At 63.1% G+C, this 25792-nt stretch carries 29 protein-coding genes; 15 read left to right on the top strand and 14 right to left on the bottom strand.

Going from position 1 to position 25792, the window contains the following annotated elements; translation table 11 throughout:
- The 8 genes from APH33_RS13995 to APH33_RS13960 all read right to left on the bottom strand — a co-directional run bounded on the left by APH33_RS13995 (window position 1) and on the right by APH33_RS13960 (window position 6949).
- Window positions 1-822: an IclR family transcriptional regulator gene (locus APH33_RS13995; RefSeq protein ID WP_054885719.1), complete on the bottom strand. Its 822-nt coding sequence runs from the start codon at window positions 820-822 to the stop codon at window positions 1-3.
- Window positions 819-1670 carry an alpha/beta fold hydrolase gene (locus APH33_RS13990; protein ID WP_054885718.1) on the bottom strand — a complete coding sequence of 284 codons (852 nt, stop codon included), beginning with the start codon at window positions 1668-1670 and terminating at the stop codon, window positions 819-821. The genes APH33_RS13995 and APH33_RS13990 overlap by 4 nt, the downstream gene beginning before the upstream one ends.
- A gap of 4 nt (window positions 1671-1674) precedes the next feature.
- Complete coding sequence (locus tag APH33_RS13985) at window positions 1675-2214, bottom strand: cupin domain-containing protein (RefSeq protein WP_054885717.1); 540 nt, start codon at window positions 2212-2214, stop codon at window positions 1675-1677.
- 16 nt (window positions 2215-2230) lie between these two features.
- Entirely contained in the window at window positions 2231-2992 is a 762-nt protein-coding gene (locus APH33_RS13980) for an SDR family oxidoreductase (protein ID WP_054885716.1), read from the bottom strand.
- Window positions 2992-3768: an ABC transporter permease gene (locus tag APH33_RS13975; RefSeq protein ID WP_054885715.1), complete on the bottom strand. Its 777-nt coding sequence runs from the start codon at window positions 3766-3768 to the stop codon at window positions 2992-2994. The genes APH33_RS13980 and APH33_RS13975 overlap by 1 nt, the downstream gene beginning before the upstream one ends.
- A 27-nt stretch (window positions 3769-3795) precedes the next feature.
- Complete coding sequence (locus APH33_RS13970) at window positions 3796-4788, bottom strand: ABC transporter substrate-binding protein (protein ID WP_054885714.1); 993 nt, start codon at window positions 4786-4788, stop codon at window positions 3796-3798.
- Window positions 4789-4817: 29 nt separating this feature from the next.
- Window positions 4818-5654 carry an ABC transporter ATP-binding protein gene (locus tag APH33_RS13965; RefSeq protein ID WP_054885713.1) on the bottom strand — a complete coding sequence of 279 codons (837 nt, stop codon included), beginning with the start codon at window positions 5652-5654 and terminating at the stop codon, window positions 4818-4820.
- A 419-nt stretch (window positions 5655-6073) separates the two neighbouring features.
- Entirely contained in the window at window positions 6074-6949 is an 876-nt protein-coding gene (locus APH33_RS13960) for a DMT family transporter (protein WP_054885712.1), read from the bottom strand.
- A 224-nt stretch (window positions 6950-7173) separates the two neighbouring features.
- Between APH33_RS13960 and aceK the strand changes: the two genes are divergently transcribed.
- Window positions 7174-8889, top strand: coding sequence for a bifunctional isocitrate dehydrogenase kinase/phosphatase (gene aceK / locus APH33_RS13955; protein ID WP_054885711.1), 1716 nt, complete (start codon window positions 7174-7176; stop codon window positions 8887-8889).
- 71 nt (window positions 8890-8960) lie between these two features.
- On the opposite strand, the gene APH33_RS13950 is transcribed toward aceK, so the two are convergent.
- The gene (locus APH33_RS13950) at window positions 8961-9821 is read right to left on the bottom strand and encodes a DUF6279 family lipoprotein (RefSeq protein WP_054885710.1); all 861 of its coding nucleotides are present in this window, start codon (window positions 9819-9821) and stop codon (window positions 8961-8963) included.
- 130 nt (window positions 9822-9951) lie between these two features.
- On the opposite strand from APH33_RS13950, the gene APH33_RS13945 reads away from it, so the two are divergent.
- The gene (locus APH33_RS13945; protein WP_054885709.1) at window positions 9952-10788 is read left to right on the top strand and encodes a S1 RNA-binding domain-containing protein; all 837 of its coding nucleotides are present in this window, start codon (window positions 9952-9954) and stop codon (window positions 10786-10788) included.
- On the opposite strand, the gene APH33_RS13940 is transcribed toward APH33_RS13945, so the two are convergent.
- Both APH33_RS13940 and APH33_RS13935 read right to left on the bottom strand, forming a co-directional pair.
- On the bottom strand, window positions 10789-11169 hold the full coding sequence (locus tag APH33_RS13940) for a hypothetical protein (protein WP_054885708.1): 381 nt from the start codon (window positions 11167-11169) through the stop codon (window positions 10789-10791).
- Window positions 11170-11337: 168 nt separating this feature from the next.
- The gene (locus APH33_RS13935) at window positions 11338-12813 is read right to left on the bottom strand and encodes a nitrous oxide reductase family maturation protein NosD (RefSeq protein WP_054885707.1); all 1476 of its coding nucleotides are present in this window, start codon (window positions 12811-12813) and stop codon (window positions 11338-11340) included.
- A gap of 223 nt (window positions 12814-13036) precedes the next feature.
- Here APH33_RS13935 and APH33_RS13930 point away from each other — a divergent pair, with 223 nt between their 5' ends.
- From APH33_RS13930 to def, 3 genes are all read left to right on the top strand, one after another.
- Window positions 13037-13216, top strand: a complete 180-nt coding sequence (locus tag APH33_RS13930; RefSeq protein ID WP_054885706.1) for a CsbD family protein — start codon at window positions 13037-13039, stop codon at window positions 13214-13216.
- Window positions 13217-13375: 159 nt separating this feature from the next.
- Window positions 13376-14329, top strand: a complete 954-nt coding sequence (locus APH33_RS13925) for a YihY/virulence factor BrkB family protein (protein WP_054885705.1) — start codon at window positions 13376-13378, stop codon at window positions 14327-14329.
- Entirely contained in the window at window positions 14326-14862 is a 537-nt protein-coding gene (def, locus tag APH33_RS13920) for a peptide deformylase (RefSeq protein ID WP_054885704.1), read from the top strand. Before APH33_RS13925 ends, def begins: the two co-directional genes overlap by 4 nt.
- On the opposite strand, the gene APH33_RS13915 is transcribed toward def, so the two are convergent.
- A complete protein-coding gene (locus tag APH33_RS13915; RefSeq protein ID WP_054885731.1) occupies window positions 14817-15185 on the bottom strand; it encodes a GNAT family N-acetyltransferase in 369 nt (122 codons plus the stop codon). The genes def and APH33_RS13915 overlap by 46 nt on opposite strands.
- A 355-nt stretch (window positions 15186-15540) precedes the next feature.
- Here APH33_RS13915 and APH33_RS13910 point away from each other — a divergent pair, with 355 nt between their 5' ends.
- The 8 genes from APH33_RS13910 to APH33_RS13875 all read left to right on the top strand — a co-directional run bounded on the left by APH33_RS13910 (window position 15541) and on the right by APH33_RS13875 (window position 20214).
- On the top strand, window positions 15541-15798 hold the full coding sequence (locus APH33_RS13910; protein WP_054885703.1) for a DUF2790 domain-containing protein: 258 nt from the start codon (window positions 15541-15543) through the stop codon (window positions 15796-15798).
- Window positions 15799-15909: 111 nt separating this feature from the next.
- Window positions 15910-16875 (top strand): threonine dehydratase, encoded by a 966-nt coding sequence (locus APH33_RS13905; protein WP_054885702.1) that lies wholly within the window; start codon window positions 15910-15912, stop codon window positions 16873-16875.
- A 47-nt stretch (window positions 16876-16922) separates the two neighbouring features.
- Entirely contained in the window at window positions 16923-17177 is a 255-nt protein-coding gene (locus tag APH33_RS13900; protein WP_054885701.1) for a type II toxin-antitoxin system HicA family toxin, read from the top strand.
- Window positions 17174-17506, top strand: coding sequence for a type II toxin-antitoxin system HicB family antitoxin (locus APH33_RS13895; RefSeq protein WP_054885700.1), 333 nt, complete (start codon window positions 17174-17176; stop codon window positions 17504-17506). The genes APH33_RS13900 and APH33_RS13895 overlap by 4 nt, the downstream gene beginning before the upstream one ends.
- Window positions 17507-17655: 149 nt before the next feature.
- Window positions 17656-18081, top strand: a complete 426-nt coding sequence (locus APH33_RS13890) for a nuclear transport factor 2 family protein (RefSeq protein WP_054885699.1) — start codon at window positions 17656-17658, stop codon at window positions 18079-18081.
- A gap of 43 nt (window positions 18082-18124) precedes the next feature.
- Window positions 18125-18469, top strand: a complete 345-nt coding sequence (locus APH33_RS13885) for a YciI family protein (RefSeq protein ID WP_054885698.1) — start codon at window positions 18125-18127, stop codon at window positions 18467-18469.
- A gap of 21 nt (window positions 18470-18490) precedes the next feature.
- Window positions 18491-18976: an SRPBCC family protein gene (locus tag APH33_RS13880; RefSeq protein ID WP_054885697.1), complete on the top strand. Its 486-nt coding sequence runs from the start codon at window positions 18491-18493 to the stop codon at window positions 18974-18976.
- Window positions 18976-20214, top strand: a complete 1239-nt coding sequence (locus APH33_RS13875) for an RNA polymerase sigma factor (RefSeq protein ID WP_054885696.1) — start codon at window positions 18976-18978, stop codon at window positions 20212-20214. Before APH33_RS13880 ends, APH33_RS13875 begins: the two co-directional genes overlap by 1 nt.
- A gap of 113 nt (window positions 20215-20327) precedes the next feature.
- Here the strand turns inward: APH33_RS13875 and APH33_RS13870 are convergent, their stop codons facing one another.
- A complete protein-coding gene (locus APH33_RS13870; protein ID WP_054885695.1) occupies window positions 20328-20798 on the bottom strand; it encodes a MaoC family dehydratase in 471 nt (156 codons plus the stop codon).
- A gap of 33 nt (window positions 20799-20831) precedes the next feature.
- Window positions 20832-21776 (bottom strand): alpha/beta hydrolase, encoded by a 945-nt coding sequence (locus APH33_RS13865; RefSeq protein ID WP_054885694.1) that lies wholly within the window; start codon window positions 21774-21776, stop codon window positions 20832-20834.
- A gap of 210 nt (window positions 21777-21986) precedes the next feature.
- Between APH33_RS13865 and fadD2 the strand changes: the two genes are divergently transcribed.
- Window positions 21987-23675, top strand: a complete 1689-nt coding sequence (fadD2, locus tag APH33_RS13860) for a long-chain-fatty-acid--CoA ligase FadD2 (RefSeq protein ID WP_054885693.1) — start codon at window positions 21987-21989, stop codon at window positions 23673-23675.
- Between the two features lie 356 nt (window positions 23676-24031).
- Window positions 24032-25729 carry a long-chain-fatty-acid--CoA ligase FadD1 gene (gene fadD1 / locus APH33_RS13855; protein ID WP_054885692.1) on the top strand — a complete coding sequence of 566 codons (1698 nt, stop codon included), beginning with the start codon at window positions 24032-24034 and terminating at the stop codon, window positions 25727-25729.
- The last annotated feature ends 63 nt before the right edge of the window (window positions 25730-25792 follow it).

Raw genomic sequence — 25792 nt, 5'->3', positions numbered from 1 at the left:
TCAGTCCCTCATCAGCGCAGTGACCTGGCCAGCGCCGGGTCGGTAGTCGAGCAGCCGGGACAGCTCATCGGCGCTGCCGCGCACCTGGCCCAGCAGGCTGTCGAAGTTGATATGGCCGACCTGCGCGGTAGGGATGGTCAGGCCCAGCGCAGCGGCGACCCGGCCACTGGCATCGCGTACTGGCGCAGCGAGGGTCGAGATGGTCGATTCGAAGAAGCCTTCGCCATGCACGTAGCCGCGCAGGCGGTCGGCCTGGACCAGGTCGAACAGTTCCAGCACGGTTTTCGGCGTGCTTGGCGAGTGCCGTTCCAGGTGTTCCTCGGGGTACAACTCACGCAGCTCGGCCAGGCTCAGGTCGGCCAGCAGCACACGCCCCAGTACCGTGGCATGGGCGGGCAGGCGGGTACCCACGGTCACCGCGCTGGAGAACACCGATGGTGGCGAGACTTTGGCCACGTAGACGATCGAGCGGCCGTCGCGCACCACCAGGTTGCTCGGGTAGTTGAGGTGATCGCACAGCCGCGCCAGGATCGGCTGGCCCAGTTCGGTCAGCTCCAGCGAGGCCAGGTATTCGAAGCCCAGGCGCAATACCGACATGCCCAGCCGGTACTCGTTAGCGATGCGGGTGACGAACCCCATGGTTTCCAGGGTGCTCAGCAGGCGGAAGATGGTCGAGCGCGGCAGTGCCAGGCGGCGGGCCAGCTCGGGGGCGGTCAGGGTGCGGTTCTGTCGGCTGAATTCGCACAGCAGCAACAGGCCGCGCTCCAGGCCCGGGACGGTATAGCGGTCCTGATTGTCCTTCATGGCATCCGTATCGTTCATTGCACGCTACCTGTGAAAGAGGCGTCCAGTGCCCGGGCCAGGCGCCCGGCCACTGTTTCGGGTTGTTCGATGGCGCAGGCATGGCCGGCACCGTGGATCAGTCGGAACGGGGCGCCGAAAGCCTGGGCCAGAGCCCGGCAATCGTCGGCCGTGGTAATACTGTCGGCACTGCCGCAATGCACCTGGCAAGGCACCTGTAGTTCGCAATAGCGCAGCAAGTCATCGCTACACAGCAGCTCGATGGCCTGGCGGTAGCCAGCAGGCTGCAGCCGTGCCATGTTCCAGCGCACCCAGGCCAGGGCGCTGTCACTGGCGTTAGCGCAGACCAGGTTGGCGCTGCGCATCCGGGCGATGCGCTCGACCCCCAGCGTGGCCAGGTCGTGCAGGCGCTTGTCGCGCACCGCACACGCTTGCTCGGGCCTGGCGCCGTAACCGCGTGCCGGGCTTAGCAACACCAGTGCACTGACCCGCTCGGGATGGCGCTGGGCAAAGGCGGCGGCAGTCATTGCCCCCAATGAATGGCCGACCAGCACGCAGCGCTCGAGCGCTAACGCGTCGAGCAAGCTGGCCAGGCGCGCGGCGTAATCGCCAGCCCGCGGGCTGGCCATTGGCAGCGGCGCGGACTGGCCGTAACCCGGCGCGTCCCAGGCAATCACCCGGGCCCGCTGGCGCAGGCCCTGGGCGACTTGCAGCCAGCTCGCCGCGCCCGAGCCGATGCCGTGCAGCAGCACGATCGCTCGGCCACTGCCGGCTTCCCGGATCGCCTGCTGGCCATCGCCAAGTAGCAGCAGGCGTTCGCCGAACTGCCGCTGGAGCTGGCTGACGTAGGGGGCGGTGAGCGCTGGCATCGGCTTACCCGCGCTTGATCGAGGCCAGCGGGTGAGCTGGCGGGTAAGTAGGCGTGACCGGTTTCTTGGCGCCGAGCATCACGCACATCAGCGCGTCTTCGTCGCCGATGTTGATCTCTTCGCGGTACACCCCCGGCGGAACGGAAATCAGGTCGCGATCGCTGAGCACGGTCTCGAAGCGCTCGCCGTCCTTTTCGATCACCACCTTGAGCTTGCCACGCAGCACGAAGAACACTTCCTCGACGTCGGTGTGCAGGTGGGGCGGGCCTTCATGGCCGGCAGGGATGACCATGGTCGAGAAGGTGAAGTGCTCGGACGGGATGGTGTTCATGTCGCTGTTCACGCCGGTACCGCCGGTGCCCACGTAGCGCATCTGCGCGCGGCGGAACTTGGGGTCGAAGTCGGCCTGGAACTTCAGTGCGTCCCAGTCGTAGCGGCGGGTTTCATAGCGGGCGATGCGCGTCTGCATCCATGCGGCCAGGTCGGAACCTGCCGGTTGTTCCCAGGTTTTCGCTGTCTGTTGTTCAACGCTCAGATCGGTCATGGCGGTCTCCTTGTGCTCAGGGCATGACGAACCCGCCGTTGACCGGCAGGGTTTGTCCAGTGATGAAGCGCGACAGGTCGGACAGGGCGAACAGCACGGCCCCGCTGACGTCGTCGGGCAGTTGCGGGCGCTGAATGGCCCGTTGGTCGATGTACAGACGATGGCGGGCTTCAGGCACGTAGGCCGTGGCCTCGACCTGCACCAGCCCGGGGGCAATGGCGTTGATGGTGATGCTGTCGCCGCCCAGTTCGCGGGCCAGGCTGCGGGTCATGGCGATCAGCGCGCCCTTGCTGGCGACATAGGCCAGCAGGTTGGGCGCGCCCCACAGCGGGGTGTCCGAGGCCAGGTTGACGATCGCTCCGCAGCCGCTGCCGCGCAGCGCCGGCAGGGCGGCTCGGGTCATCAGCCAGGTACCGCGCACGTTCACCTGCATCACCTGGTCCCAGGTTTCGATGTCCAGTTCTTCGCAGCTCTTGCCGCCGGAGTTGGTGATCGAGGCGTTGTTGACCAGGCCATCCAGGCCGCCCAGGCGCTCGACGGTGCGTTCGATGCAGCGGCTGATCGAGGCCGGGTCGGCCAGGTCGAGGCTGACTCCGCTGACATCAAGGCCCTGTGCACTCAGTTCGCAAGCGGCCTGCTGTACTCGGCCGGCGAGGATGTCGGCGATCACGACGCGGGCACCGGCCTGGGCGATGGCCTGGGCGAAGGCGAAGCCCAGGCCGCGGGCGCCACCGGTGACCAGCACGCGGCGGCCGGCGAGGAGGTTGTGGTAGGTCATCACGAAGTACTCAGCATGGCTTTGGGGAGGTAATGCAGCACGCGTTTTTCAGCCCATACCACGGCGCCGTAGGCGAGCACGCCGATCAGCGTGAGCAGGACGATGGCCACGAACACACCCGCGGTGTTGCCCTGGCCTTCGGCGTCCACCAGCAGGAAGCCCAGGCCCTGGTTGCCACCGACCAGTTCGCCGACGGTGACGCCGATCACCGCCAGGGTCGAGGCGATGCGCAGGCCGGAGAACAGCGCAGCCATGGCCGAGGGGAACTCCACCAGGCGAAAGATCTGCCAGCGGGTGGCGTTCATGGTGCGCACCAGATTGATCATGTCTGGGTCGACGGTACGGATGGCCGAGAGCACATTGATCATCACAGGGAAGAACACGATGAGGATGGCGATGAGGATTTTCGGGTAGATGGTGTAGCCCAGCCACATCACGAACAGCGGAGCGAAGGCCACTTTCGGCGCGATCTGCAGGGCCAGGATGTACGGCGAGAGCATGGCTTCGGCCGACGGCGACAGGCCCAGGGCCACGCCGATCGACACACCCAGCAGGGCGCCGAGGGCGAAACCGACGATGATCTCGAAGGCGGTGATCAGGGTATGTTCGAGCAGGCTGCTGCCTTGCCACATCAGCACGCTTTCTTCGGCCACGCGGCTGAGCGGCGGCATGACGAACTCGGGCATGCCGAGCAGGCGCGGGCCCCATTGCCAGAGCAACAGGAACAACAGGAGCAGGGCAAGGCTGCCGAGCACGGAGGTGTTGAGGTTTTTCATCAGGCGCTTACCTTGGTTGCCGGGGCTTTACTTGGCCGCGGTCTGGGTGTCGATGAACTGATTGCTGTAGAGCTCCTCGAGCGGCGACTCGCGGGGCACGATGCCTTCGCTGACATAGAACCTGCGCACGGCATCCAGACGTCCCGGGTCTATGCGCCCTGGCACCGGCTGGCCGGCGTAGACGTACTCCACGTACAGGCGCAAGGTCTTCTCCAGGGAGGCTTCCTTGCCGGCATAGGCCGGTACTGCACGGGCGAAGGTGGCGGCGGCTGCCTTGGGGTCGTCGAGAATGTCCTGCAGGCCGTGCAGGGTGGCCTGGACCACGCCACGAACCACCTGCGGGTGGTGCTCGATGGCATCGTCCGAGGCCAGGATCGCCTGGGCCATGCTGTCGAATACCTGGTCGCGGGGGATCAGTTGATACTTGAGCCCGGCGTCCTCGGCATTGACCACCCAGTCCGGTACCCCGGCCATCGCTTCGGCCTTGTTGGCCGAGAACAGCTGCCAGACGCCGGACGGCCCGGCGGCCTGGATGTCGACGTCGTCCTTGTTCAGGCCGGCCTTGCGCAGCGAGGCAAGCAGGGCGTAGTAGGTAGTGTCGGAGTACGACATCACGGTCAAGGTCTTGCCCTTGAGGTCCTGTATGTTGCGGATCCCGGCGCTGGCGTTGGTGGCGATCATGGTCACTCCGCCACCGCCGAGCACGGCCACCGTGCGCACCGGGATGCCGTTGGGGCGGACGATGATCGGTGTGTCGCCGATGGCGCCGCCGACCAGCGCGTTGCCGGCGCCGATCTGCTTGGCCACATCGACACCACCTTTGGCGGCGATGAAGGTCAGGTCCAGGTCCTGGGCCTGGTAGTAGCCCTTTTCCTTGGCGATGATCCACGGCGCGAAGGCAGGCAGGCTGGGCGGTGCCGGTAGCAGGTAGGTGACCTTGGTCGGCTCGGCCTGGGCCTGCAGGGCGAAGGCCAGGCCCAGGGCGGCGAGCGCGAGGCGTTTGAAGGGTGTATTGAACATGCTGACTCCCGGGGGGTAGTGAACGTCGATCAATGCAGTTCGTGGTCGGCGCCGACGTGCAACAAGTCCATCAGGCGGCCGGCCAACGGGCCGATTTCCGGCAGCTTGCGGCGTTCCAGAGGGTTGTCGCGGTGCGGCAGGTCGATCTCGATTTCTTCGATGATCGTGCCTGGCCGGGCACTCATGACCAGCAGGCGGTCGGACAGCGCGATGGCCTCGACCAGATCGTGGGTGATGAACAGCGCGGTTTTCTTCTCTTCGAACAACATGCGCGCCAGGTCCTGCTGGAGGATCATCTTGGTCTGCGCATCAAGGGCCGAGAACGGCTCGTCGAGAAACAAGACTTGCGGGTCGATGGCCAGGGTGCGGGCCAGGGCGGCGCGCTGGCGCATGCCGCCGGAGAGCTGGAAGGGATAGTGGTCGGCGTAGCCCTGCAGGTGGCAGCGGCTCAGCAGGTCTTCGGCGATGGCCTTGCGTTCAGTGGCGGGCATGCCCTGGATTTCCAGGCCCAGTTCGATGTTGCGGCGGATGCTGCGCCAGGGCATCAGCAGGTCCTTCTGCAGCATGAAAGCGACCTTGGGCACCGGGCCGGTGACCGCTGCGCCGCTGACCAGGACTTCGCCCTCGCTGGGGCGATACAGGCCCGACCCCATGTTGAGAATGGTGCTCTTGCCGCAGCCGGACGGGCCGATGATCGACACCACTTCACCACGACGAATCTGGAAGTTCACACCGCGGATGGCGAACGGGGCCTCGTGTTGCCCCTTGGCCGGGAAGGCCTTGCCGACATTGCGAAACTCGATTTCAGTGGGCGCCTGTGCATCGCAAGGTTGAGGCGTATGCCACTGTGGGGCGATTGCGTACATCTCTTTCACAGCCATGGGATCAACTCGCTGGTCTGTTTCATAGGTGATACGCCGTTTAGTGCATGAACAGTGCCAGTTAAAACATTTCCTTTATTTAAATAAAAAAGCGTTAGTTATTAATTAGTTGCTGAGTAAAGTGCCAAACACGCATGTTTTATATATGAAACATGGTTTTTTATATGGCACGGAAATGCCCATTCACGGCGCAGTGAAGTGGACCGTGCAATTGAACAGGGCAAATTCGGGTAACGCATGCGGAGCGGCGGTTTCACAGGTGAAACCGCACGGCGGATTGCAAATGAACCCTGTGGGAGCGGGTTTACCCGCGAAGAATCCAGCGCGGTGGCTGGCACCGGCTTTGCCGGTATTCGCGGCTAAAGCCGCTCCTACTGAGAGGTGTGTTGCAGTTGGCGGACGGGTCAGTTCCGGGCAGGCCGCAGCACCAGCCACAGCGCGACGCCAATCAACACGCCACCGTACAGGTGCGCCATCGACAGCGGCTCGTCCAGCAGCCAAGCGCCCCACAGCACACCGAACACCGGGATGAGGAAGGTCACCGTGCTGGCCTTGACCGGCCCGATCTCGGCCAGCAGGCGGAAGTACAGGATGTAGGCGAAGGCGGTGCACAGCAGGCCCAGGCCCAGCAGCGACAGCCATACCTGCCAGCCGCCCCAGCTCGCCGGTGGCTGGGTCAGGGCGCTCCAGGCGAACAGCGGGCTCAGCATCAAGGTGGCGCCGAGCATGCTGCCCAGGGCCGACAGGCGGCTGTCCAGGCCGCTGATCCAGCGCCGGGCGAGGAAACCGGCGAAGCCGTAGCAGGTGGTGGCAGCCAGGCAGGCCAGGGCGCCTTGCACCAGGGCCATGTCCAGGGCGACCGGGCCGGCGCCGCTGAGGATGCCGACCCCGAACAGGCCGAGGAAAATGCCGCCCAGCTTGGGCAGGGTCATGGCTTCGCGGAAGAACAGCGCGCCGATCAACACCCCCATCAGCGGAGTGGTGGCGTTGAAGATGGCCGAATAGCCAGCGGGCAGCACTTGTGCGGCCACGGAATAGAAGGTAGCGGGTATCCCCGAGTTGATCATGCCCAGCACCAGGCAGGCGCCGAGCTTGCCATCGAAGTTCCAGCGCACCCGGGTGGCGGCGAGGATGGCGATCAGGCCCAGGCAGGCGATGGCAACGCGGAAGAACGCCGTGGGCAGGGTGCCTAACTCCGGGGCGATGATGCGCATGAACAGGAAGCTCGCCCCCCAGACAGCGGCAAGGATCAGCAGGCGGGCTAGGGCGATGGGGCTCACAGCGGTCTCCGGGTGCAGGGCAGGGCGCGAGTGTACGCCAGGCGGGCGGAGGGATTCTTGTGCTTTCTTGCGCTGTAAACCTGTACCGGCCTCTTCGCGGGCACGCCCGCTCCCACAGGGATAACACCGCCTTCTGCAATGTGGAGATCCTGTGGGAGCGGGCGAGCCCGCGAAGAGGCCGGTACAGGCTAAGCTCTTTATCTCAGCAACCCGAGGTTCCTCGCATGCCCCAGCCCTGGCCCGCAGCCGATATCGCCCGGACAATCCTCGACGGCTTCGACAACTACCGCGAGCACTTCCAGCAGATCACCCTGGGCGCCCGCGAGCGCTTCGAGCAGGCGCGCTGGCAGGACATCCAGCGTGCCTCGGCGGCGCGCATCAACCTCTATGAAGAAAAGGTCGCCGAGGTCAACGGCTGGCTGCGCCAGGGCTTCCCGGAGCCGATATTGCTGGATGTGGAACAGTGGCCGCTGGTAAAAAACGCCTACATCCGCCTGATCGACCCGCGGCTGGACGACGAGCTGGCGGAGACCTGGTACAACTCGCTGTTCTGCAGCCTGTTCAGCCACGACCAGATCAGCGACGGCTGCATGTTCATCCACACCACCCGGCCCTCGATTCGTGCCCACGAGCGCGCGGCACAGACCCGCACCTACACGCTCGGGGCCGGGCTGAAGAGCCTGCTGCGGGCCATCTTCGCCGATTACCCGTTCGACGCCCCCTACGGTGACCTGGAAGGCGACCTCGTACGCCTCGAGGAGCAACTGCGCGAATGCCTGCCAGACTGGGTGTGCAAAGACCCGGCGCTGGCCGTGGAACTGTTCGTACCGGTGCTGTACCGCAACAAGGGCGCCTACCTGGTCGGCCGCCTGTACAACAGTGACGAGCAGTGGCCACTGGTGATCGCGCTGCTGCACCGTGAGGGCCATGGCATCGAGGCCGATGCCTTGATCACCGACGAGGCCGAGGTGTCGATCATTTTCTCGTTCACCCGTTCGTACTTCATGGCCGATGTGCCGGTACCGGCGGAGTTCGTCAACTTCCTCAAGCGCATCCTGCCGGGCAAGCACATTGCCGAGCTGTACACCTCGATCGGCTTCTACAAGCAGGGCAAGTCAGAATTCTACCGCGCCCTGATCAACCACCTGGCCAGCAGCGACGACCGCTTCGTCATGGCCCCCGGGGTGCGCGGCATGGTCATGAGCGTGTTCACCCTGCCGGGCTTCAATACCGTGTTCAAGATCATCAAGGACCGCTTCTCGCCATCGAAGACCGTGGATCGCGCCACGGTGATCGACAAGTACCGGCTGGTGAAAAGCGTCGATCGGGTCGGGCGCATGGCCGATACCCAGGAATTCGCCGATTTCCGCTTCCCGCGTGGCAAGTTCGAGCCCGAATGCCTGGCCGAACTGCTGGAAGTGGCACCCTCGACCGTGGCGCTTGAAGGCGACACGGTGCTGGTGCGCCACTGCTGGACCGAGCGGCGCATGACCCCGCTCAACCTGTACCTGGAGCATGCCAGTGAAGGGCAGGTGCTCGAAGCGCTCGAGGACTACGGGCTGGCCATCAAGCAACTGGCGGCGGCGAACATCTTCCCGGGTGACATGCTGCTGAAGAACTTCGGTGTTACCCGGCATGGGCGGGTGGTGTTCTACGACTACGACGAAATCAGCTTCCTGACCGAGGTGAACTTCAGGCACATCCCGCCACCGCGCTACCCGGAGGATGAGATGTCTGGCGAGCCGTGGTACTCGATCGGGCCGCACGATGTGTTCCCCGAAGAGTTCCCGCCGTTCCTGTTTGCCGATATCGGCCAGCGCCGGTTGTTCAGCCGCTTGCATGGGGAGTTGTATGACGCGGACTACTGGAAGGGGCTGCAGGCGGCGATCCGCGAAGGCAAGGTGATCGATGTGTTTCCCTATCGGCGCAAGGGGCGCTGATCCTGGCTTTGCAGGGCCGGCCCCTTCGCGGTCCGACTTGCCCGCGAAGGGGCCGGCCGTGCAGATCACATTCAGCTTTTCAGGCACTTCATCTCGCTGAAATCCGTGCGGACTTTCGCCAGCCGTTCCTGCAGGTACTGCCGCTGCGCCGGTGTGCTCAAGTGCATCAGGTCAACCAGCAAACTGCGCGCCTGCTGCTCGGTATTCTGATAGGCCGCCCGGTACTCCGGCGTCCACAGGCTTTCCTTGCGTTGCAGCAAGGTGGCCAGGCGCGGCGCGAAGCTGGCGTCGTTGCGCTGGTTCATGGCCAGCATCAACTGTTGCTGCCAGTGCTGGCGGTTGGCGATCCACTGGCGGTTCTGGTCACCCAGTGCTTGCGACCAGGCCTGGACACGCTGGTGTTGGGCGGGATTGAGCTCACCAAACCAGTTGTTCAGGCGTTTTTCCATGCGTTCGCTGCGGCGGGCTATCTGCCTGGGCAGCGGGGTGTCGACGTATTCCTTCTGCCGCTCGCGGATATCATCGTTAAAGGCCTGCTGCATCTCGGCCACCTGCTTGTCGCTCATGCCGCGCAGCAGTTCGGTGGCCGAAGGGGTGATCGCTTCCGCTACCCGGCCGATTGCCTGGCGCGCCTCGCCAGTGCGCTGCTGCAGGGCCTGGTCGGTCACCTGGTCCCTGGCGACCATGTCGCGCACCCGGTCGAGCCAGTCGAGGTAGCCCGGCAGCTGGGTCTTGCAGTGCCAGGCGAGGTGCTCCTTGAGCCGTTCGTCGAGCAATGCCTTCTGCTCGCGGTTCATCGCCAGGTAGTCGCCCAGCGACCAGGGCACCAGGTGGTCGAGGTTGCGATACGCCAGGTCGATGCGGCTACAGGCCGCCAGCACCACGGCGCAGGCGATGGCGATGAGCAGGGCTTTGCACAGGCGTACCGGCATGTTCAGGTCCTGGTGCTGACGGATACGGGTATGACGCAATGGGCGCCAGCGCGGTTCCGCCGCATCGGCGATCGGGCAGCGCAGTGGCTTCAGGTGTAGAATAGCCGCCTTGTCTTGAGGAACATCGGAAATGGCTCTGCTTGGGCGTTACAACAGTTTGCAAATCGTGAAACACGTGGAATTCGGCCTGTACCTGGACGGCGGCGCCGATGGCGAAATCCTGCTGCCCGGGCGCTACATCCCGAAGGACGCCGAAACCGAGGTCGACGACTGGCTGAACGTGTTCATCTACCTGGACAGCGAAGACCAGCTGATTGCCACCACCGAGAAGCCCAAGGTGCAGGTTGGCGAGTTCGCCAGCCTCAAGGTCAAGGACATCAACGGTGCCGGCATCTTCCTCGACTGGGGCCTGTCCAAGGACTTGCTGATGCCGTATTCGGAAGAGTCACGCCAGTTGAAGATCGGCGACTACTGCGTGGTGCACGCCTATCTCGACAAGCGTACCCGGCGCATTACCGCCACCTCGCGCCTGGACCGCTACCTCGACCGCACCCCGGCCGACTATCAGGTTGGCCAGCCCGTCCAGTTGCTGGTGGCCGGCGAAACGCCGATGGGCTTCAAGGCCATCATCAACAACCGCCATTGGGGCCTGATCCACAAGAACGAGGTGTTCAAGTTCCTGCGCTCGGGCATGCATGTGGAGGGTTTCATCAAGGAAGTGCGCCATGACGGCAAGATCGCCCTGAGCCTGCAGCCAGTCGGCAAGGCCTTGGGCGATGACCTGCAGGCCCGGATCATGGCGCGCCTGGAGAGCGAAGGCGGGGTGCTGGCGGTGAGCGACAAGAGCGCTCCGGAACTGGTCAGCCAGATGTTCAACGTCAGCAAGGGCAACTTCAAGAAGGCCATTGGTGGGTTGTTCAAGCAGGGGCGCATCGTCATCCATGACGATCGCATCGAAAAGGCCTGATCAGGCCTGCACGAAGGTCCGGAAGTCCAGCTGCTCGCCACCCGGGCGGGTGTCGCGCAGCAGCGAGTCACGGTCGGCGCTCAGGGCCAGGCTGATGGTCGAGCGGCGCTTGCCGGGGTTGCGCACTTCCATCTGCTCCTGGTGAGCACGAAGGAAGTTGACCGGCACCTTCAGGTGCTGCAGATCGTCGCTTTCCGGGGTGTGCAGCAGCAGGTTGACCCAGTCGGGCTGGCCTTTGCGCAGCAATGCCACCGGCACCTCGAACCACCACAGGTTGCGCTTGCGGTCGAGGATGGCGAACAGGGTGTTGGCGCTGGTCAGCACCGGGTTGGCCAAGGCCTGGTTACGGCGGGCGATGGCGGTGGGTTTGTCGAGTTTCATGCAGGTTCCTGCGGGTTGACGCTTGATTAGGGCTGCATTGTGAGGGGTGCCACCGGCCCTCGCAAGGTTTGAGGCCCTCATCGCAGTTGAACCCGCTGCCCCGGGTTCAGCACATACCTCGAAGGCAGCGGTATCCCTGTAGGAGCGGGTTCACCCGCGAAAGGGCCATCAGCCCTGGCGACGAACCGGCAGGCTCAACTCTGAAGTGGCCCCATCCGCCGTAGTGACCGTCGCAGTGAAGCTCTTCAACTCACTGATGTTCTCCAGAACCTGGGCAAACCGCGCCTGCCCCTGCTCATCAGTGTTCACCAGCACATCCCCCAGATACCGCTCCGCCTCGGTCCCATCCGCCCGGGCATTGCCAAACACCTCGATGCGCAACAGGCTCGATACCGGCCCCTGCACCTCGCCACGCAATACATTGCCGTCCAGGGCGATCAGCCGTGGCGCCTGCTGGTTGTGGTTGGGCAGCGGCTGGCACGGCGTGGGCTCGCCCTTGGCATCGCAAATGATCGCCTGGTCCTTCTTCGGCAGATCCGCACCGACCCCGCGCGATCCCACGTACAGCGCATGGGCCTGGGCCGGCACGCCAAAGACGATGGCGCCGGTACGCTGGTTCGGCACGCAGGAACCACCGGCTTCACAGCGGCGGATGTCCTGGCTGTTACCCCAGATGCGATTGCCGCTCAGGCGCGTGGTGGTGACGTCCGGTTCCGGTCGCAAGGCTACGCCGATGCGGTTGCCGTGGATCAGGTTGCCGTCGAGGATGTTGCTGTCGCCGGTGACACTGACGCCAATCGAGTTACCGCTGAAGGTGTTGGCGCCCAGGTAGTTGCGCTTGCCCCAGTTGATCTGCAGGCCGTCGGAGTAGTTTTCGAAGCGGTTGCGCACCACGCTGTTGTCGTTGCCCAACAGGATCTCGATGCCCTGTGACGGCTCAGGGTTGGCCGGGGTCGAGCGGAACAGGTTGTCGGCCACCAGGTTGAACGCCGCGCCGCGGGTCAGCTCCAGGCCATCGCCGTTGTCGATCAGCTGGTTGCGCAGCACTTTGTTGTTGACCGTGGTGGTGGCAGTCGGGTTGCCGGCACCGTCGTCGCCGGTGAGCATGATGCCGGCGCCGCCCTTGTTGGCGACGATGCGGTTGTCTTCGATGACGTTGCCGCTGGCGCGGTTGACCAGGATGCCGATGCAGAAGTTGCGCACCTCCAGGCCTCTCAGGTGCACGCCCTGGGTGTCGCGCATCACCAGCCCCGGGTTGGTGGTGGTGCGCACGTTGGTGCCGAACTGGCCGGGCAGGGCGCCTGGGCAGGTGCGCACGCCCTGGTCCTTGATGTAGCCCGAGCCGTCGATGGCGATGTACTGGCCGTCACGGGCCCAGGGCAAGCCGGTGATCTGTACCGGCCCCTTGATCTCCGGCAGCGCACGGGTCGGGCGAATTACATAAGGCGGCTTGCCGACGGCTGCGATCTCGATGCGGTAATGGCCGGGGTTCTGGTTGCTGGTCTCGATGGCCCAGCGCAGGGTGCCAGGTTGGCCATCGTCGGCGTAACGCTCGACTTTAAGGGTTTCGCTGGCCGGTGCGGCGGCCAGGGCAGGCAAGGGCAACAACGGCAGCATGGCCGCGAACAGGGGCATCAAACGCATGGGGCAAATATCCGGAAACTGTTGTTCTTATACGCAGGTTGGCATCGATTCTAGGCCAGCCTTCGGCCCTTGAGCAGTGCGCCGGGCCCTATTCGGTGCGATATTCGCCCGCAGATTCACCGCTTGGCTTGAACCGGGCAAATTGTTTGAAACTCTTGGAGAAAGTGTCAGGTCCACCGACTGTCGACACGGTCCACGTGTCTCCATTCGCAGGAGTTTTGCCATGAGCGGTACCAAAGACAAAGCCAAAGGCCTGGTCAACGAAGCGGTCGGTAACGTCAAGCAAGGTGTCGGCAAGGTGACCGACAACGACAAGCTGCGGGCCGAGGGCAAGGCCCAGGAACTCAAGGGCGAGGCACAGCAGATCAAGGGCAATGTGAAGGATGCGGTGAAAAAGCCTTGATCTGAAATGGCTGTCACCGGCCTCTTCGCGGGCACGCCCGCGAAGAGGCCGTGCAGGTACAGGCATTTTCTTCTGGCATGGCCGGGAGCAGTACATCACCGGCGCGGTCTATTAGACTTACCCGTTGTACTTACGAATCAAGCGGCGAAAGGAGACGCTATGATTTTCCCCGACCTGCGCGGGCTGCCCGTGCACCGCGTACTGGTACGCACCGTCAAGGAGTTCCTCGATGACGAGATGTCGACCTATGCGTCAGCAATGGCCTACCAGATGCTGTTTTCGCTGTTCCCGTTCCTGCTGTTCCTGATTGCCCTGATCGGTTTTCTGCACCTTCCCGATTTCTTCTCCTGGTTACGCCTGCAATCAGAGCTGGTACTGCCGCCCCAGGCGCTGGAGCAGGTGAACCCGGTCATCGACCAGCTGCAGCAGTCCAAGGGCGGGCTGTTGTCGGTGGGTATCGTGATCGCGCTGTGGACTGCATCGGCCGGCGTGCGCCTGATGATGAGCGCCATGAATGCCGCCTATGACGTGCCTGAGGGCCGCCCGGTGTGGAAACGCATTCCCTTGTCGATCATCTATACCGTCGGTATTGCCGGCATGCTGCTGGCGGCAGCCGCGCTGATGGTGCTGGGGCCGCAGGTGATGGAGTGGATTGCCGCTCAGGTCGGCCTGCAGGAAGTGATCGTCACCGTGTGGACCGTGCTGCGCTGGCCGGCGATCATCATCCTGATGATGATCGCGGTGGCATTGATCTATTACGTGATGCCGGACGTCAAACAGAAGTTTCGCTTCATTACCCCCGGCTCGGTGCTGGCGGTAGTAGTATGGATCATCGCCTCTCTGGGCTTTGCCTACTACGTCAAGACCTTTGCCGACTACAACGCCATGTATGGCAGCATCGGTGCGATCATCGTGCTGCTGTTGTATTTCTACATATCTGCCGCCGTACTGCTGCTGGGCGCTGAAATGAACGCGGTGATCGAGCACATGTCCAGCGAAGGCAAGGACCCGGGCGAGAAGGAATTCGAGGGCGCCAGACCTCAGGAAACCATCACCGTGCTCGGCCATGAACACCCGGTCGAGCCCCAACCGACCGAGCCGAACCCGCGATGATCCGTGACATTCTCAAGATGGGCGACGAGCGCCTGCTGCGCATCGCGCCGCCGGTGCCTGAACATCTGATCGGCAGCAGCGAATTGCAGCATTTGATCGATGACATGTTCGAAACCATGCACCACGTGGGTGGGGTAGGGCTGGCTGCACCGCAGATCGGCATCGACCTGCAGCTGGTGATCTTTGGTTTCGAACGCAGCGAGCGTTATCCGGATGCCGAGCCGGTACCACAGACCATCCTGCTCAACCCGGTGATCACCCCGCTGACCACCGAGATCGAGGAGGGGTGGGAGGGCTGCCTGTCGGTGCCCGGTCTGCGCGGGGTGGTGCCGCGCTTCAAGCACATCAGCTACGAGGGCATCGACCCGCAGGGCAATCCGATCAACCGTTTTGCCGATGGGTTTCATGCGCGGGTGGTGCAGCACGAGTGTGATCACCTGATCGGCCGGCTGTACCCCTCGCGTATTCAGGATTTTTCCCGGTTCGGCTATACCGATGTGCTGTTCCCGGGGCTGGATGACCACGAGGACTGAGCGCGCACCATGGCCAGCAAGTCCTTGCTGCGCTGGTAGCGTTGCAGGCGCGAGGCCAGCGCTTCGGGCAGTTGCGCAGTGATGCTGAAGCCCAGGCGCTGGTAGTAAGCCGTGAGGTCGGGGTGGCAAAACAGCCAGGTCGGGCCGCTGTGCCCGGCCAGCGCCGCCTCGACCAGTTGCGCCGCCACCCCACGCTTACGGTGGTCCGGGGCGACGAACAAGCCGGTGAGCCAGTGGCCGTCAGCGACGGCAGTGAGGCAGAGGCCGGCAATGATCCCATCACTGCGTGCCACCCATGATTCACCGTCATTGGCTGCGCGCATGCGCGAACCCTGGTGCTTGTAGAAATGTTCGAGCAATCGACGCTCGGGGCCGATAAGCCGGGTGCAATGCAGGGCAGTCATGGCGATACCTGGAGCGATGGGCTCTACCCAGGGGTTCCAGGTCAGCGAGCCGTTGCGCTTTGTCGCAGATTGTTGCAAATCCCGCAAGGGTGAATATCCGAGTTCAGGATTCAACTATTTTTGCTCGAGAGTAGAATTTCAGCTATTCCCACTCGCAGTAGACGAAGCGGGATCGGTACTTCGTGTCATCTTTGCAGTTGATGACAACTTCTCCGCGCCATTGACGGCATCAGAAGTCACTCGATCAGCTGGATTGCTCTAAAGGCCAAACCCCATGAAACCATTACTGATTCTTGCACTGGTCGGTATGTCCTCGTTCGCCCTCGCCGATGAGGCCAAGCCGGTCTCCAGCGAGCCCGTGGCCCAACAGTACGACTATTCCATGAACCTTGACATCAAGCGGGTGATCAACCTGTCGACCATCCCCAATGTCTGCGAAGTGGTGCCTGCGACCATGACCTATGAAGACCATCATGGCCAGGTACATACCATTCAGTACCGGGCGATGGGCGAAGGTTGCCAGCAAGGCTGATGCGCTGATGGCCCTGTCGCCGCTTGGTCGGTGACAGGGCCCTGAGCAATTTACCAAACCTGCCCAAGGCGATTAGGATCGGTGCCTTACCGACCGATAAGGATGATCGCCATGTTCGACCTCGCCGCCCTGCGCGAAGCCGCCGATTTCGTTCACCAGCACGTCCAGCCGACGCCACAGCGCGTCTGGCCGCTGTTAGCCGAGCGAGTCGGCTGCAAGCTGTGGGTCAAGCACGAAAACCACGCCCCTACGGGTGCCTTCAAGGTGCGCGGCGGCTTGGTGTATGTGCGTTCGCTACTGGCCGCCGGCAAGCCACCGCGGGGCCTGGTTACCGCCACCCGCGGCAACCACGGCCAGAGCATGGCGCTGGCTGCGAGCCAGGCGGGCATGCCGTTGGTGATCGTGGTGCCTGAGGGCAACTCGAAAGAGAAGAACGCTGCCATGCGTGCGTTGGGCGCCGAGTTGGTGGAACACGGTGTCGACTTCGACGTGGCCCGCGAAGAGGCAGCCCGCCTGGCGCAGGAGCTGGGTTATGACATGGTGCCCTCGTTCCACCCAGAGTTGGTACGCGGTGTGGCCACCTATGCCCTGGAGCTGTTCGAGGCGGTGAGCGAGCTGGATTGCGTGTACGTGCCGATTGGCATGGGCTCGGGCATCTGCGGGCTGATCCAGGCGCGCAACCTGCTGGGGCTCAGGACCGAGATCGTCGGTGTGGTCTCCAGTGCCGCCGATGCCTATGCGCAGAGTTTCGAGCAGGGCCGCATCGTCACCACGGCCACGGCCGATACCTTTGCTGATGGCATGGCCTGCCGGGTACCTCACCCGGATGCCTTCGCCCTGGTCCGTGAACATGCCGCACGCATCGTGCGGGTGACCGACAGTGAAGTGGCAGCGGCCATGCGCATCTATCACGAAACCACCCACAATACCGCCGAAGGCGCTGGTGCCGCAGCGCTGGCCGCGTTGCTGCAGGAGCGCCAGCGCCAGGCCGGCAAGCGTGTGGCCGTGGTGCTGAGCGGGGCCAACGTCGACCGCGAGCGTTATGCGCAGGTGCTGGCAGGTACGGAAAAATCCTGAATGGATATCGGGGAATAAATGCTATCTTAATGTGATAGCATTTTTCGATGAACACTCGATACCGAAAAATCTACGACGCTATCTTCAGAACGCCCACCACGGCCTCTCTGGCGTTTTCCGAGGTCGAAGCCCTGGTGCTTCACCTGGGTGGGCAGGTGCTTGAGCGGCAAGGCTCCAGGGTCAAGCTGGTGCTTGGCGGCCAGAGCTGGAGGTGCCATCGCCCCCATCCTGGCAAGGAAGCCAAACGGTATCAGATTGAAGAGGCCCGCGAATTTTTGCTGCGGGCAGGAGTAAGCCTATGAGTTGCATGCGCTACAAGGGCTATGCCGCCCGTATCGAATACGATGAGCGTGATGATATTTTTGTTGGCCGTGTGCTGGGCATGCGCGACATCATCAGTTTTCACGCAAGCTCGGTGCCCGAGCTTCATGAAGCCTTCCGGGAGGCGTTGGAGGATTATCTGGCCGACTGCGCGGAGCAAGGCATTACCCCGGAAAAACCGGCTTCAGGCAAGGTCATGCTGCGCATTCGTCCAGAGGTGCATGCGGCAGCCAGTGTTGCAGCCCGCGCTGCCGGCAAAAGTCTCAATCAGTGGGCGGATGAGGTGTTCGAGCAGGCAGCTCTGGCTTGATCACTCACCCTGTTGGCTGTGGACACATGCCTGTCTCCAGCAAAATTATCCCGTGGCCGGTCGATTTCTCCGGCTACCGTTCGACCATGAGCTGAAGGTGCAAGACATCCTTGTGCCAGAACGCTCATGAACGATCGGAGGAACACCCGATGAACACGGCAGCCGAAAATGAAATCCGTCAGCTTATCGACCGCTGGATGCAAGCCGTGCGTGACCGTGATATCCCCGCCATCACGGCGCCCTACGCCGACGACATCGTCGCTTTCGATGCCATCCAGTCCCTGCAGTTCAAGGGTAAGGCCGCCTACCAGGCGCACTGGGAAATGTGCATGAGCATGTGCCCCGGGCCAATGGTCTTCGAACTTGCCCAACTCACCGTGCACGCCGAGGGCGAGCTGGGCCTGGCTCACTGGTTGAACCGTTGCGGCCCCGGGGATGACGAGAGCCAGTGCGGCTTCATGCGTGCCACTGTCGGTTACCGCAAGGCCGCTGGCCAGTGGCAAGTGATTCACGAGCACTGGTCGGCTCCGTTCGACATGCAGACCCAGAAAGCACTGTTCGATCTCAAGCCTTGATCGGCTATCGCCAAATGCACGTTGCCAACGCCTGGAGGCGACCATGAAATACCTGTGCCTGGTCTATTGTGACGAAGGGCTGCTGCACAGCCTGCCCGACAGCCCGAAAGACGCCGAATGCATGGCTTACGCCGAAGCCCTGCAAAGCTCCGGGCGCATCATTGCGGCCGAGGCGCTGAAAACCGTGCAGACCGCCACCACCGTGCGTGTTCGTGCCGGGCGAATGAGCATCACCGATGGCCCATTTGCCGAGACCAAAGAGCAGCTTGCCGGTTTTTACCTGATCGATGCCCGTGACCTCAACGAGGCGCTGAACATCGCCAAGGGCATTCCGGCGGCGCGAGTCGGCAGCGTGGAAGTGCGGCCAGTGCGTGAACTGCAACCCTGACAGCAACGGAGAACAACAAGAATGACACTTGTCCAACCCGCGCCTGCGCAGCACGAGCTGTCCATCAGTCGCTTGATCGATGCCCCGCCGGCCAAGGTGTTCCGTGCCTGGACCGAGCCCGAATGGCTGATGCAGTGGTGGGGGCCCCACGGCATGACCACCCCGCAATGCGAGATGCAGCTGTGGGTCGGTGGCCTTTTCCGTACCCTCATGCGTGCCCCGGATGGCTCCGAGTACCCTACCCAGGGCGTGTTCCTGGAAATCGCCGCCCCGCGCCGGCTGGTGTTCACCGATGCCTTCACGCCCGGTTGGGTGCCGTCGGACAAAGCCTTCATGACTGCGGTGATCAGCTTTGACGAAGAACACGGCAAGACCCGCTATACCGCACGTGCCTGGCACTGGAACGCTGCCGACAGCCGCGCCCATGAAGAAATGGGTTTCCATCAGGGCTGGGGAGAGAGCCTGGACCGCCTAGTGGAGGTCGTGACCCAGCGGATGCCGGACTGATGACGGGGCCGGCGCAGGTTCGTGCTGAAGTCGAAGCGGTGTACCGGCGGGATTCACGGCGCATCCTGGCGACGTTGATCCGCCTGCTGGGGGATTTCGACCTGGCCGAGGAGGCCCTGCACGATGCCTTCTTTGTCGCCGTCGAACGCTGGCAGCGTGACGGCATCCCTGACAATCCACGGGCCTGGCTGGTCTCGACCGGGCGTTTCAAGGCCATTGACGCGTTGCGCCGGCGTGCCCGCTTCGACCGCTCCCAGGCCGACCTGATCATGTTGATCGAAGGCCAGGGGCAAAACCCCAGTGAAGAGGAACTGCTGGCCGATGACCGCTTGCGGTTGATTTTTACCTGCTGCCACCCGGCCTTGGCGGCCGATGCCCAGGTACCGCTGACCCTGCGTGAAGTCTGCGACCTGACCACCGAGCAAATCGCTCGCGCCTTCCTGCAAAGCCCTGCGACCATCGCCCAGCGCATCGTCCGCGCCAAGGCCAAGATTCGTGATGCCGGCATTCCCTACAAGGTCCCGGAAATGCATGAGCTGCCCGAGCGCCTGGAGAGCGTGCTTCGTGTGATTTACCTGGTATTCAACGAAGGTTATTCGGCGTCCTCGGGCGAGGCCGTGCTGCAACAGGAACTGAGTGACGAGGCGATCCGCCTCGGCCGCTTGCTGGTGCAACTGCTACCGGACGCCGAGGCCGTCGGGTTGCTGGCGCTGATGCTGCTGCAGGCATCGCGGCAGCAGGCACGCTGCGATGCCGAGGGCAATCTGGTGTTGCTTGACCAGCAAGACCGTAGCCTGTGGGACCGCGAGCAAATCGCCGAAGGCTGCGAGCTGGTGCGCCTGGCATTGGCCAGCCGGGCTTTTGGTGCCTATACCGTGCAGGCGGCGATCGCGGCCGTGCATGCCGAGGCCGTGACGGCTGAAGAAACCGATTGGGCAGAAATCGTCGGGCTATATGATGTGCTGCAACGGCATTGGCCGTCAGCCGTGGTGGCGCTCAATCGGGCGGTGGCGCTGGCCAATCGCGACGGTGCGCAGGCGGGCCTGGACGCGGTGGAGGCAATTCTGACGGCGGGTGATTTGCGTGACTATCACCTGGCCCATGCGGCGCGGGCAGAGATGCACCAGCAGTTGGGGAATGTCGAAGAGGCGCGGGCGGCCTGGCAGCGGGCGCTGGAGTTGACTAGCCAAGCGCCGGAGCGGCGGCATATCGAAAGGCGATTGCGCGGATTGAGGTAGGGGCTTTGCCGGCCCATTCGCGGGCACGCCCGCTCCCACAGGTGCTGCAGCGCCTGCCAGGTTCTACTGAACCTGTGGGAGCGGGCGTGCCCGCGAAGAATCCAACGCCGATTTCAGCTGGCGACGAAGTTCGGCGGCGATACCAGCTCGACGGTCTGCTGCTTGCGCGGCGCGAGGATTTCGGCCACGCCCTCGACCACCAGCTCATCGTTCTGGTTGTAGACGTTGGTGGCGATACGCACCTTGAACTTCGGCAGCTTCTCAAGGATTTCCAGGCGCACGGTCAGGGTGTCGCCGATCTTCACGGGCTTCTGGAAGCTCATCTGCTGGCCCAGGTAGATGGTGCCAGGGCCCGGCAGGGTGCAGGCCACCGCAGCGCTGATCAGCGCGCCACTGAACATGCCGTGGGCGATGCGTTCCTTGAACATGCTCTTGGCGGCGAACTCGGCATCCAGGTGCACGGGGTTGTGGTCACCGGACATGGCGGCGAACAGCTGGATATCACGTTCTTCCACGGATTTTTCATAGGTGGCCTTCTGGCCGACTTCAAGGGCTTCGTAAGGCGTGTTGGTGACCTGGGTCATTGGGCTTCCTTAAGGGGCGGGCGAGGGCGCCTATCATTCACTGCGCGCAGGGCGGCCAAGGGCCAGCGCTTGCTCTAACCAAGCGAGGATATCAGCGGTGACCTCGTCGCGGTTGAGTTCGTTGAGTACTTCGTGCCGCGCATCAGGATAGACGCGCAGCTGTACATGTCTATTGCCGGTCGCACGCAGGGCGTCGGCCAGATGGTTTAGACGCTTGCCAGCACTCACCGGATCACATTCACCGCCAATCACCAGCAGGGGCAGGTTCGGGTCGATCTGCGCCAGGTTGTGTGCCTGGCTGATCTGCGCCAGCCCCTGTAGCAGGTCGAGCCACAGCTGGTTGCTGCAGCGAAAGCCGCACAGCGGATCGTTGATGTACTTGTCCACTTCGTCCGGGTCACGGCTGAGCCAGTCGAACGCCGTGCGGGTGGGCTTGAAGGCGTTGTTGAACGAGCCGAACGACAGCCACTCGATCAACGCGCTCTTGCCCAGTGGCCCCTGGCGCCAGGCTTCCACGCGTGCAATCAGGCGCGCCACCCGGTACAGCGCAGCGGGCTGGAAGTTCGAGCCGCTGAGGATCGCCCCTTGCAGGCTGGCGCTGTGGTGCATGAGGTAGGCCTGGGCGATGTAGCTGCCCATGCTGTGGCCGAACAGGAACAGCGGTGTGCAAGGGAACTGCTGGCCGATGTGCTGGGCCAGCAGGCCAAGGTCGTTGACCACGGCATTCCAGCCATGTTGCCGGGCGAACAGGCCGAGGCTGCCTTGCTCGGCGGTGCGCCCGTGGCCGCGCATGTCCGCTGCCAGCAGGGCGTAGCCAGCAGTGCACAGCGCCTCGCCCAGGCGCTGGTAGCGCCCGGCGTGCTCGGCCATGCCATGCGCCAGCAGCACGACGGCCTTGACCGGTGTGGCCGGCAGCCATTGGTGCACGTACAGCCTGCAATGTTCGCTGGCAGCTAGCCAGAAAGCGTCATGGGGCATGGCGAGTCCTTTGCGCGAAGGTGACCCGCACAGTGTATGCACAACCGGTCGAATTGCAGGAAGGGCACAAATAAGATTCACAATGTTAATGGCGGCACTTGGCGTATATGCCGCCTCGGGCTTACCTGCTAACGTCGGTTCAACGCCTGTCTGCCATCTGGCAGACAGGGCAAAGGATCCGTGCGGGCTCAGGCAGAGGAACAATAATAAATGCAAGCCGACTTCTGGAATGACAAACGCCCCGAGGGCGTGCCTTCCACCATCGACATCCACGCATACACCTCGGTCGTTGAGGTGTTCGAGCGCAGCTGCAAGCGCTTTGCCGAGCGCCCGGCATTCAGCAACCTCGGCGTGACCCTGAGCTACGCCGAACTCGAGCGCCATTCGGCAGCCTTTGCTGCCTGGCTGCAGCAGCACACCGACCTCAAACCCGGTGACCGCATCGCGGTGCAGATGCCCAACGTCCTGCAATACCCGATCGCCGTGTTCGGCGCCCTGCGCGCCGGGCTGATCGTGGTCAATACCAACCCGCTGTACACCGAGCGCGAAATGCGTCACCAGTTCAAGGATGCCGGCGCGCGCGCCCTGGTGTACCTGAACATGTTCGGCAAGCGCGTGCAGGAAGTGCTGCCCGATACCGGCATCGAGTACCTGATCGAGGCGAAAATGGGCGACTTGCTCCCCGTCGCCAAGGGCTGGCTGGTCAATACCGTGGTCGACAAGGTCAAGAAGATGGTCCCGGCCTATCATCTGCCCCAGGCCGTCCCGTTCAAGCAGGTAATGCGCCAGGGCCGCAGCCTGACGCACAAGCCAGTGCCGCTCATCCTCGATGACATCGCCGTGCTGCAATACACCGGCGGCACCACGGGCCTGGCCAAGGGCGCCATGCTCACCCACGGCAACCTGGTGGCCAACATGCTGCAGGTGCTGGCCTGCTTCTCCCAGCACGGCCCGGACGGGCAGCGGCTGATCAAGGAGGGCCAGGAGGTGATGATCGCACCGCTGCCGCTGTACCACATCTATGCCTTCACCGCGAACTGCATGTGCATGATGGTCACCGGCAACCATAACGTGCTGATCACCAACCCGCGCGATATCCCCGGCTTCATCAAGGAGCTGGGCAAGTGGCGCTTTTCGGCGCTGTTGGGGTTGAACACCTTGTTCGTCGCGCTGATGGACCACCCGGGCTTCCGTCAGCTGGACTTTTCCGCGCTGAAAGTCACCAATTCCGGTGGCACGGCGCTGGTCAAGACCACTGCCGAACGCTGGGAAACACTCACAGGCTGCCGCATCGTCGAAGGTTATGGCCTGACCGAGACTTCACCGGTAGCCAGCACCAACCCCTATGGCCAGTTGGCTCGGCTGGGTACCGTGGGCATTCCGGTGGCGGGCACGGCTTTCAAGGTCATCGATGATGACGGCAACGAACTGCAGTTGGGCGAACGCGGCGAGTTGTGCATCAAGGGGCCACAGGTGATGAAGGGTTATTGGCAACAGCCGGAGGCCACGGCGCAGGCACTGGATGCCGAGGGTTGGTTCAAGACCGGCGATATTGCAGTGATCGACCCGGATGGCTTCACCCGCATCGTCGACCGCAAGAAGGACATGATCATCGTCTCCGGTTTCAATGTGTACCCCAACGAGATCGAGGATGTAGTGATGGGCCATCCGCAGGTAGCCAGCTGCGCCGCCATCGGCGTGCCGGACGAGCGCTCAGGCGAGGCGGTGAAGCTGTTCGTGGTGGCGCGGGAAGGTGGGGTGAATGTCGACGACCTCAAGGCTTATTGCAAAGCCAACTTCACCGCCTACAAGGTGCCCAAGCACATCGTGGTGCGCGAGTCGCTGCCCATAACACCCGTGGGCAAGATCCTGCGCAGGGAGTTGCGCGACATCGCGTGATACCGCGCTGGCTGCTTCGCGGGCGAGTCCGCTCTCACAGACACCGCGCATGCTCGAAGCTTGCGTAGTACCTGTGGAAGCGGGCTTGCCCGCGAAGGCTTCAGGTGCTCTAGCAGGCAGTTTACAGCCCGATTTGCGACATTTTGGTCAATTACTCTAAAAATGACTCGTATATTTCATTGAGTCATTTTTGTGACCGTGAGGCCTTTCTTGGCCTCTAGGCGACCCCAGTCAAAGCTGTTACTCTCGGCGCGCTTTTCAGATGATCCGGTTTGCAACGAACCGCCATCTCATATCAATAATAAACGCATAGACGCGTGAATCGAACTTCGCTGTTGCTGAAGGAGTGGGCTTCCATGATCGAAAATTTTTGGAAGGATAAATACCCAGCCGGGATTACGGCGGAAATCAATCCTGACGAATTCCCCAATATCCAGGCGGTACTCAAGCAATCCTGCCAACGCTTTGCCAATAAACCGGCCTTTAGCAACCTGGGCAAAACCATCACCTACGGCGAGCTCTACGCGCTGTCAGGCGCTTTCGCTGCCTGGCTGCAGCAGCACACCGACCTCAAGCCGGGTGACCGCATTGCCGTCCAGCTGCCCAATGTCCTGCAATACCCGGTAGCGGTATTCGGTGCCATGCGCGCCGGCCTGATCGTGGTCAACACCAACCCACTGTATACCGTGCGGGAGATGGAGCACCAGTTCAACGACTCCGGTGCCAAGGCGCTGGTGTGCCTGGCCAACATGGCGCACCTCGCCGAGAAGGTGGTGCCCAAGACCCAGGTCAGGCATGTCATCGTCACCGAAGTAGCCGACCTGCTGCCACCGCTCAAGCGCCTGCTGATCAATAGCGTGATCAAGTACGTGAAGAAGATGGTGCCGGCCTACAACCTGCCGCACGCCGTGCGCTTCAACGATACGCTGGCACTGGGCAAGGGCCAGCCGGTCACTGAAGCCAACCCCCAGGCCAACGACGTGGCAGTACTGCAGTACACCGGTGGTACCACAGGCGTGGCCAAGGGCGCGATGCTGACCCACCGCAACCTGGTGGCCAACATGTTGCAGTGCCGGGCGCTGATGGGGGCCAACCTGAAGGAAGGCTGCGAGATCCTCATCACCCCGCTGCCGCTGTACCACATCTATGCCTTTACCTTCCATTGCATGGCGATGATGCTGATCGGCAACCACAACGTGCTGATCAGCAACCCACGCGACCTGCCGGCGATGGTCAAGGAGCTGGGCAAGTGGAAGTTCAGCGGTTTCGTTGGCCTCAACACGCTGTTCGTGGCCCTGTGCAACAACGAGGCATTCCGTGCCCTGGACTTCTCCGCGCTGAAAATCACCCTGTCCGGGGGCATGGCCTTGCAACTGAGCGTGGCCGAGCGCTGGAAGAGCGTCACCGGCTGCGCCATCTGCGAAGGTTACGGCATGACCGAAACCAGCCCGGTGGCTGCGGTGAACCCGGCCGAGGCCAACCAGGTAGGCACCATCGGCATCCCGGTGCCCTCGACCCTGTGCAAGGTCATCGACGATGCCGGCAACGAACTGCCGCTGGGCGAAACCGGCGAGCTGTGCGTCAAGGGCCCGCAGGTCATGAAAGGCTACTGGCAGCGTGAAGACGCCACTACCGAGATCCTCGACGCCGATGGCTGGTTGAAGACCGGTGATATCGCACTGATCCAGCCCGATGGTTACATGCGCATCGTCGACCGCAAGAAGGACATGATCCTGGTCTCGGGCTTCAACGTGTACCCCAACGAGCTGGAGGACGTGCTCGCCGCTTTGCCGGGCGTGCTGCAGTGCGCAGCCATCGGTGTGCCGGACGAGAAGTCGGGTGAAGTGATCAAGGTGTTCATCGTGGTCAAGCCGGGCATGACCGTGACCAAGGAGCAGGTGATGGAACACATGCGCGCCAACGTCACCGGTTACAAGGTGCCGCGTTACATCGAGTTCCGCGATGCACTGCCGACCACCAACGTCGGCAAGATCCTGCGCCGTGAGCTGCGCGATGAAGAGCTGAAGAAGCAGGGCTTGAAGAAGATCGCCTGATCTTCTCAATCTTTGCTGGCTTGACCGGCCTCTTCGCGGGCACGCCCGCTCCCACAGGTACAG

Origin of the sequence: Pseudomonas sp. NBRC 111130 (genome assembly GCF_001320485.1) — a bacterium.
Taxonomy (GTDB): domain Bacteria; phylum Pseudomonadota; class Gammaproteobacteria; order Pseudomonadales; family Pseudomonadaceae; genus Aquipseudomonas; species Aquipseudomonas vlassakiae.
Note: the sequence above shows the minus strand (reverse complement) of the source record. Positions and strands in the feature narration are given on the sequence as shown.

Excerpts from the sequence above, each read along its gene's own strand:
- APH33_RS13895 (WP_054885700.1), top strand. The coding sequence starts at position 17,174 with ATGAGTTGCATGCGCTACAAGGGCTATGCCGCCCGTATCGAATACGAT.
- APH33_RS13945 (WP_054885709.1), top strand. The coding sequence starts at position 9,952 with ATGGCTCTGCTTGGGCGTTACAACAGTTTGCAAATCGTGAAACACGTG.
- APH33_RS13905 (WP_054885702.1), top strand. The coding sequence starts at position 15,910 with ATGTTCGACCTCGCCGCCCTGCGCGAAGCCGCCGATTTCGTTCACCAG.
- APH33_RS13985 (WP_054885717.1), bottom strand. The coding sequence starts at position 2,214 with ATGACCGATCTGAGCGTTGAACAACAGACAGCGAAAACCTGGGAACAA.
- APH33_RS13950 (WP_054885710.1), bottom strand. The coding sequence starts at position 9,821 with ATGCCGGTACGCCTGTGCAAAGCCCTGCTCATCGCCATCGCCTGCGCC.
- APH33_RS13930 (WP_054885706.1), top strand. The coding sequence starts at position 13,037 with ATGAGCGGTACCAAAGACAAAGCCAAAGGCCTGGTCAACGAAGCGGTC.
- APH33_RS13965 (WP_054885713.1), bottom strand. The coding sequence starts at position 5,654 with ATGTACGCAATCGCCCCACAGTGGCATACGCCTCAACCTTGCGATGCA.
- APH33_RS13980 (WP_054885716.1), bottom strand. The coding sequence starts at position 2,992 with ATGACCTACCACAACCTCCTCGCCGGCCGCCGCGTGCTGGTCACCGGT.
- fadD2 (WP_054885693.1), top strand. The coding sequence starts at position 21,987 with ATGCAAGCCGACTTCTGGAATGACAAACGCCCCGAGGGCGTGCCTTCC.
- APH33_RS13880 (WP_054885697.1), top strand. The coding sequence starts at position 18,491 with ATGACACTTGTCCAACCCGCGCCTGCGCAGCACGAGCTGTCCATCAGT.
- APH33_RS13875 (WP_054885696.1), top strand. The coding sequence starts at position 18,976 with ATGACGGGGCCGGCGCAGGTTCGTGCTGAAGTCGAAGCGGTGTACCGG.
- APH33_RS13890 (WP_054885699.1), top strand. The coding sequence starts at position 17,656 with ATGAACACGGCAGCCGAAAATGAAATCCGTCAGCTTATCGACCGCTGG.
- APH33_RS13865 (WP_054885694.1), bottom strand. The coding sequence starts at position 21,776 with ATGCCCCATGACGCTTTCTGGCTAGCTGCCAGCGAACATTGCAGGCTG.
- fadD1 (WP_054885692.1), top strand. The coding sequence starts at position 24,032 with ATGATCGAAAATTTTTGGAAGGATAAATACCCAGCCGGGATTACGGCG.
- APH33_RS13885 (WP_054885698.1), top strand. The coding sequence starts at position 18,125 with ATGAAATACCTGTGCCTGGTCTATTGTGACGAAGGGCTGCTGCACAGC.
- APH33_RS13900 (WP_054885701.1), top strand. The coding sequence starts at position 16,923 with ATGAACACTCGATACCGAAAAATCTACGACGCTATCTTCAGAACGCCC.
- APH33_RS13910 (WP_054885703.1), top strand. The coding sequence starts at position 15,541 with ATGAAACCATTACTGATTCTTGCACTGGTCGGTATGTCCTCGTTCGCC.
- APH33_RS13935 (WP_054885707.1), bottom strand. The coding sequence starts at position 12,813 with ATGCGTTTGATGCCCCTGTTCGCGGCCATGCTGCCGTTGTTGCCCTTG.
- APH33_RS13995 (WP_054885719.1), bottom strand. The coding sequence starts at position 822 with ATGAACGATACGGATGCCATGAAGGACAATCAGGACCGCTATACCGTC.
- APH33_RS13970 (WP_054885714.1), bottom strand. The coding sequence starts at position 4,788 with ATGTTCAATACACCCTTCAAACGCCTCGCGCTCGCCGCCCTGGGCCTG.
- APH33_RS13990 (WP_054885718.1), bottom strand. The coding sequence starts at position 1,670 with ATGCCAGCGCTCACCGCCCCCTACGTCAGCCAGCTCCAGCGGCAGTTC.
- APH33_RS13975 (WP_054885715.1), bottom strand. The coding sequence starts at position 3,768 with ATGAAAAACCTCAACACCTCCGTGCTCGGCAGCCTTGCCCTGCTCCTG.
- def (WP_054885704.1), top strand. The coding sequence starts at position 14,326 with ATGATCCGTGACATTCTCAAGATGGGCGACGAGCGCCTGCTGCGCATC.
- APH33_RS13870 (WP_054885695.1), bottom strand. The coding sequence starts at position 20,798 with ATGACCCAGGTCACCAACACGCCTTACGAAGCCCTTGAAGTCGGCCAG.
- aceK (WP_054885711.1), top strand. The coding sequence starts at position 7,174 with ATGCCCCAGCCCTGGCCCGCAGCCGATATCGCCCGGACAATCCTCGAC.
- APH33_RS13915 (WP_054885731.1), bottom strand. The coding sequence starts at position 15,185 with ATGCGCGCAGCCAATGACGGTGAATCATGGGTGGCACGCAGTGATGGG.
- APH33_RS13940 (WP_054885708.1), bottom strand. The coding sequence starts at position 11,169 with ATGAAACTCGACAAACCCACCGCCATCGCCCGCCGTAACCAGGCCTTG.
- APH33_RS13925 (WP_054885705.1), top strand. The coding sequence starts at position 13,376 with ATGATTTTCCCCGACCTGCGCGGGCTGCCCGTGCACCGCGTACTGGTA.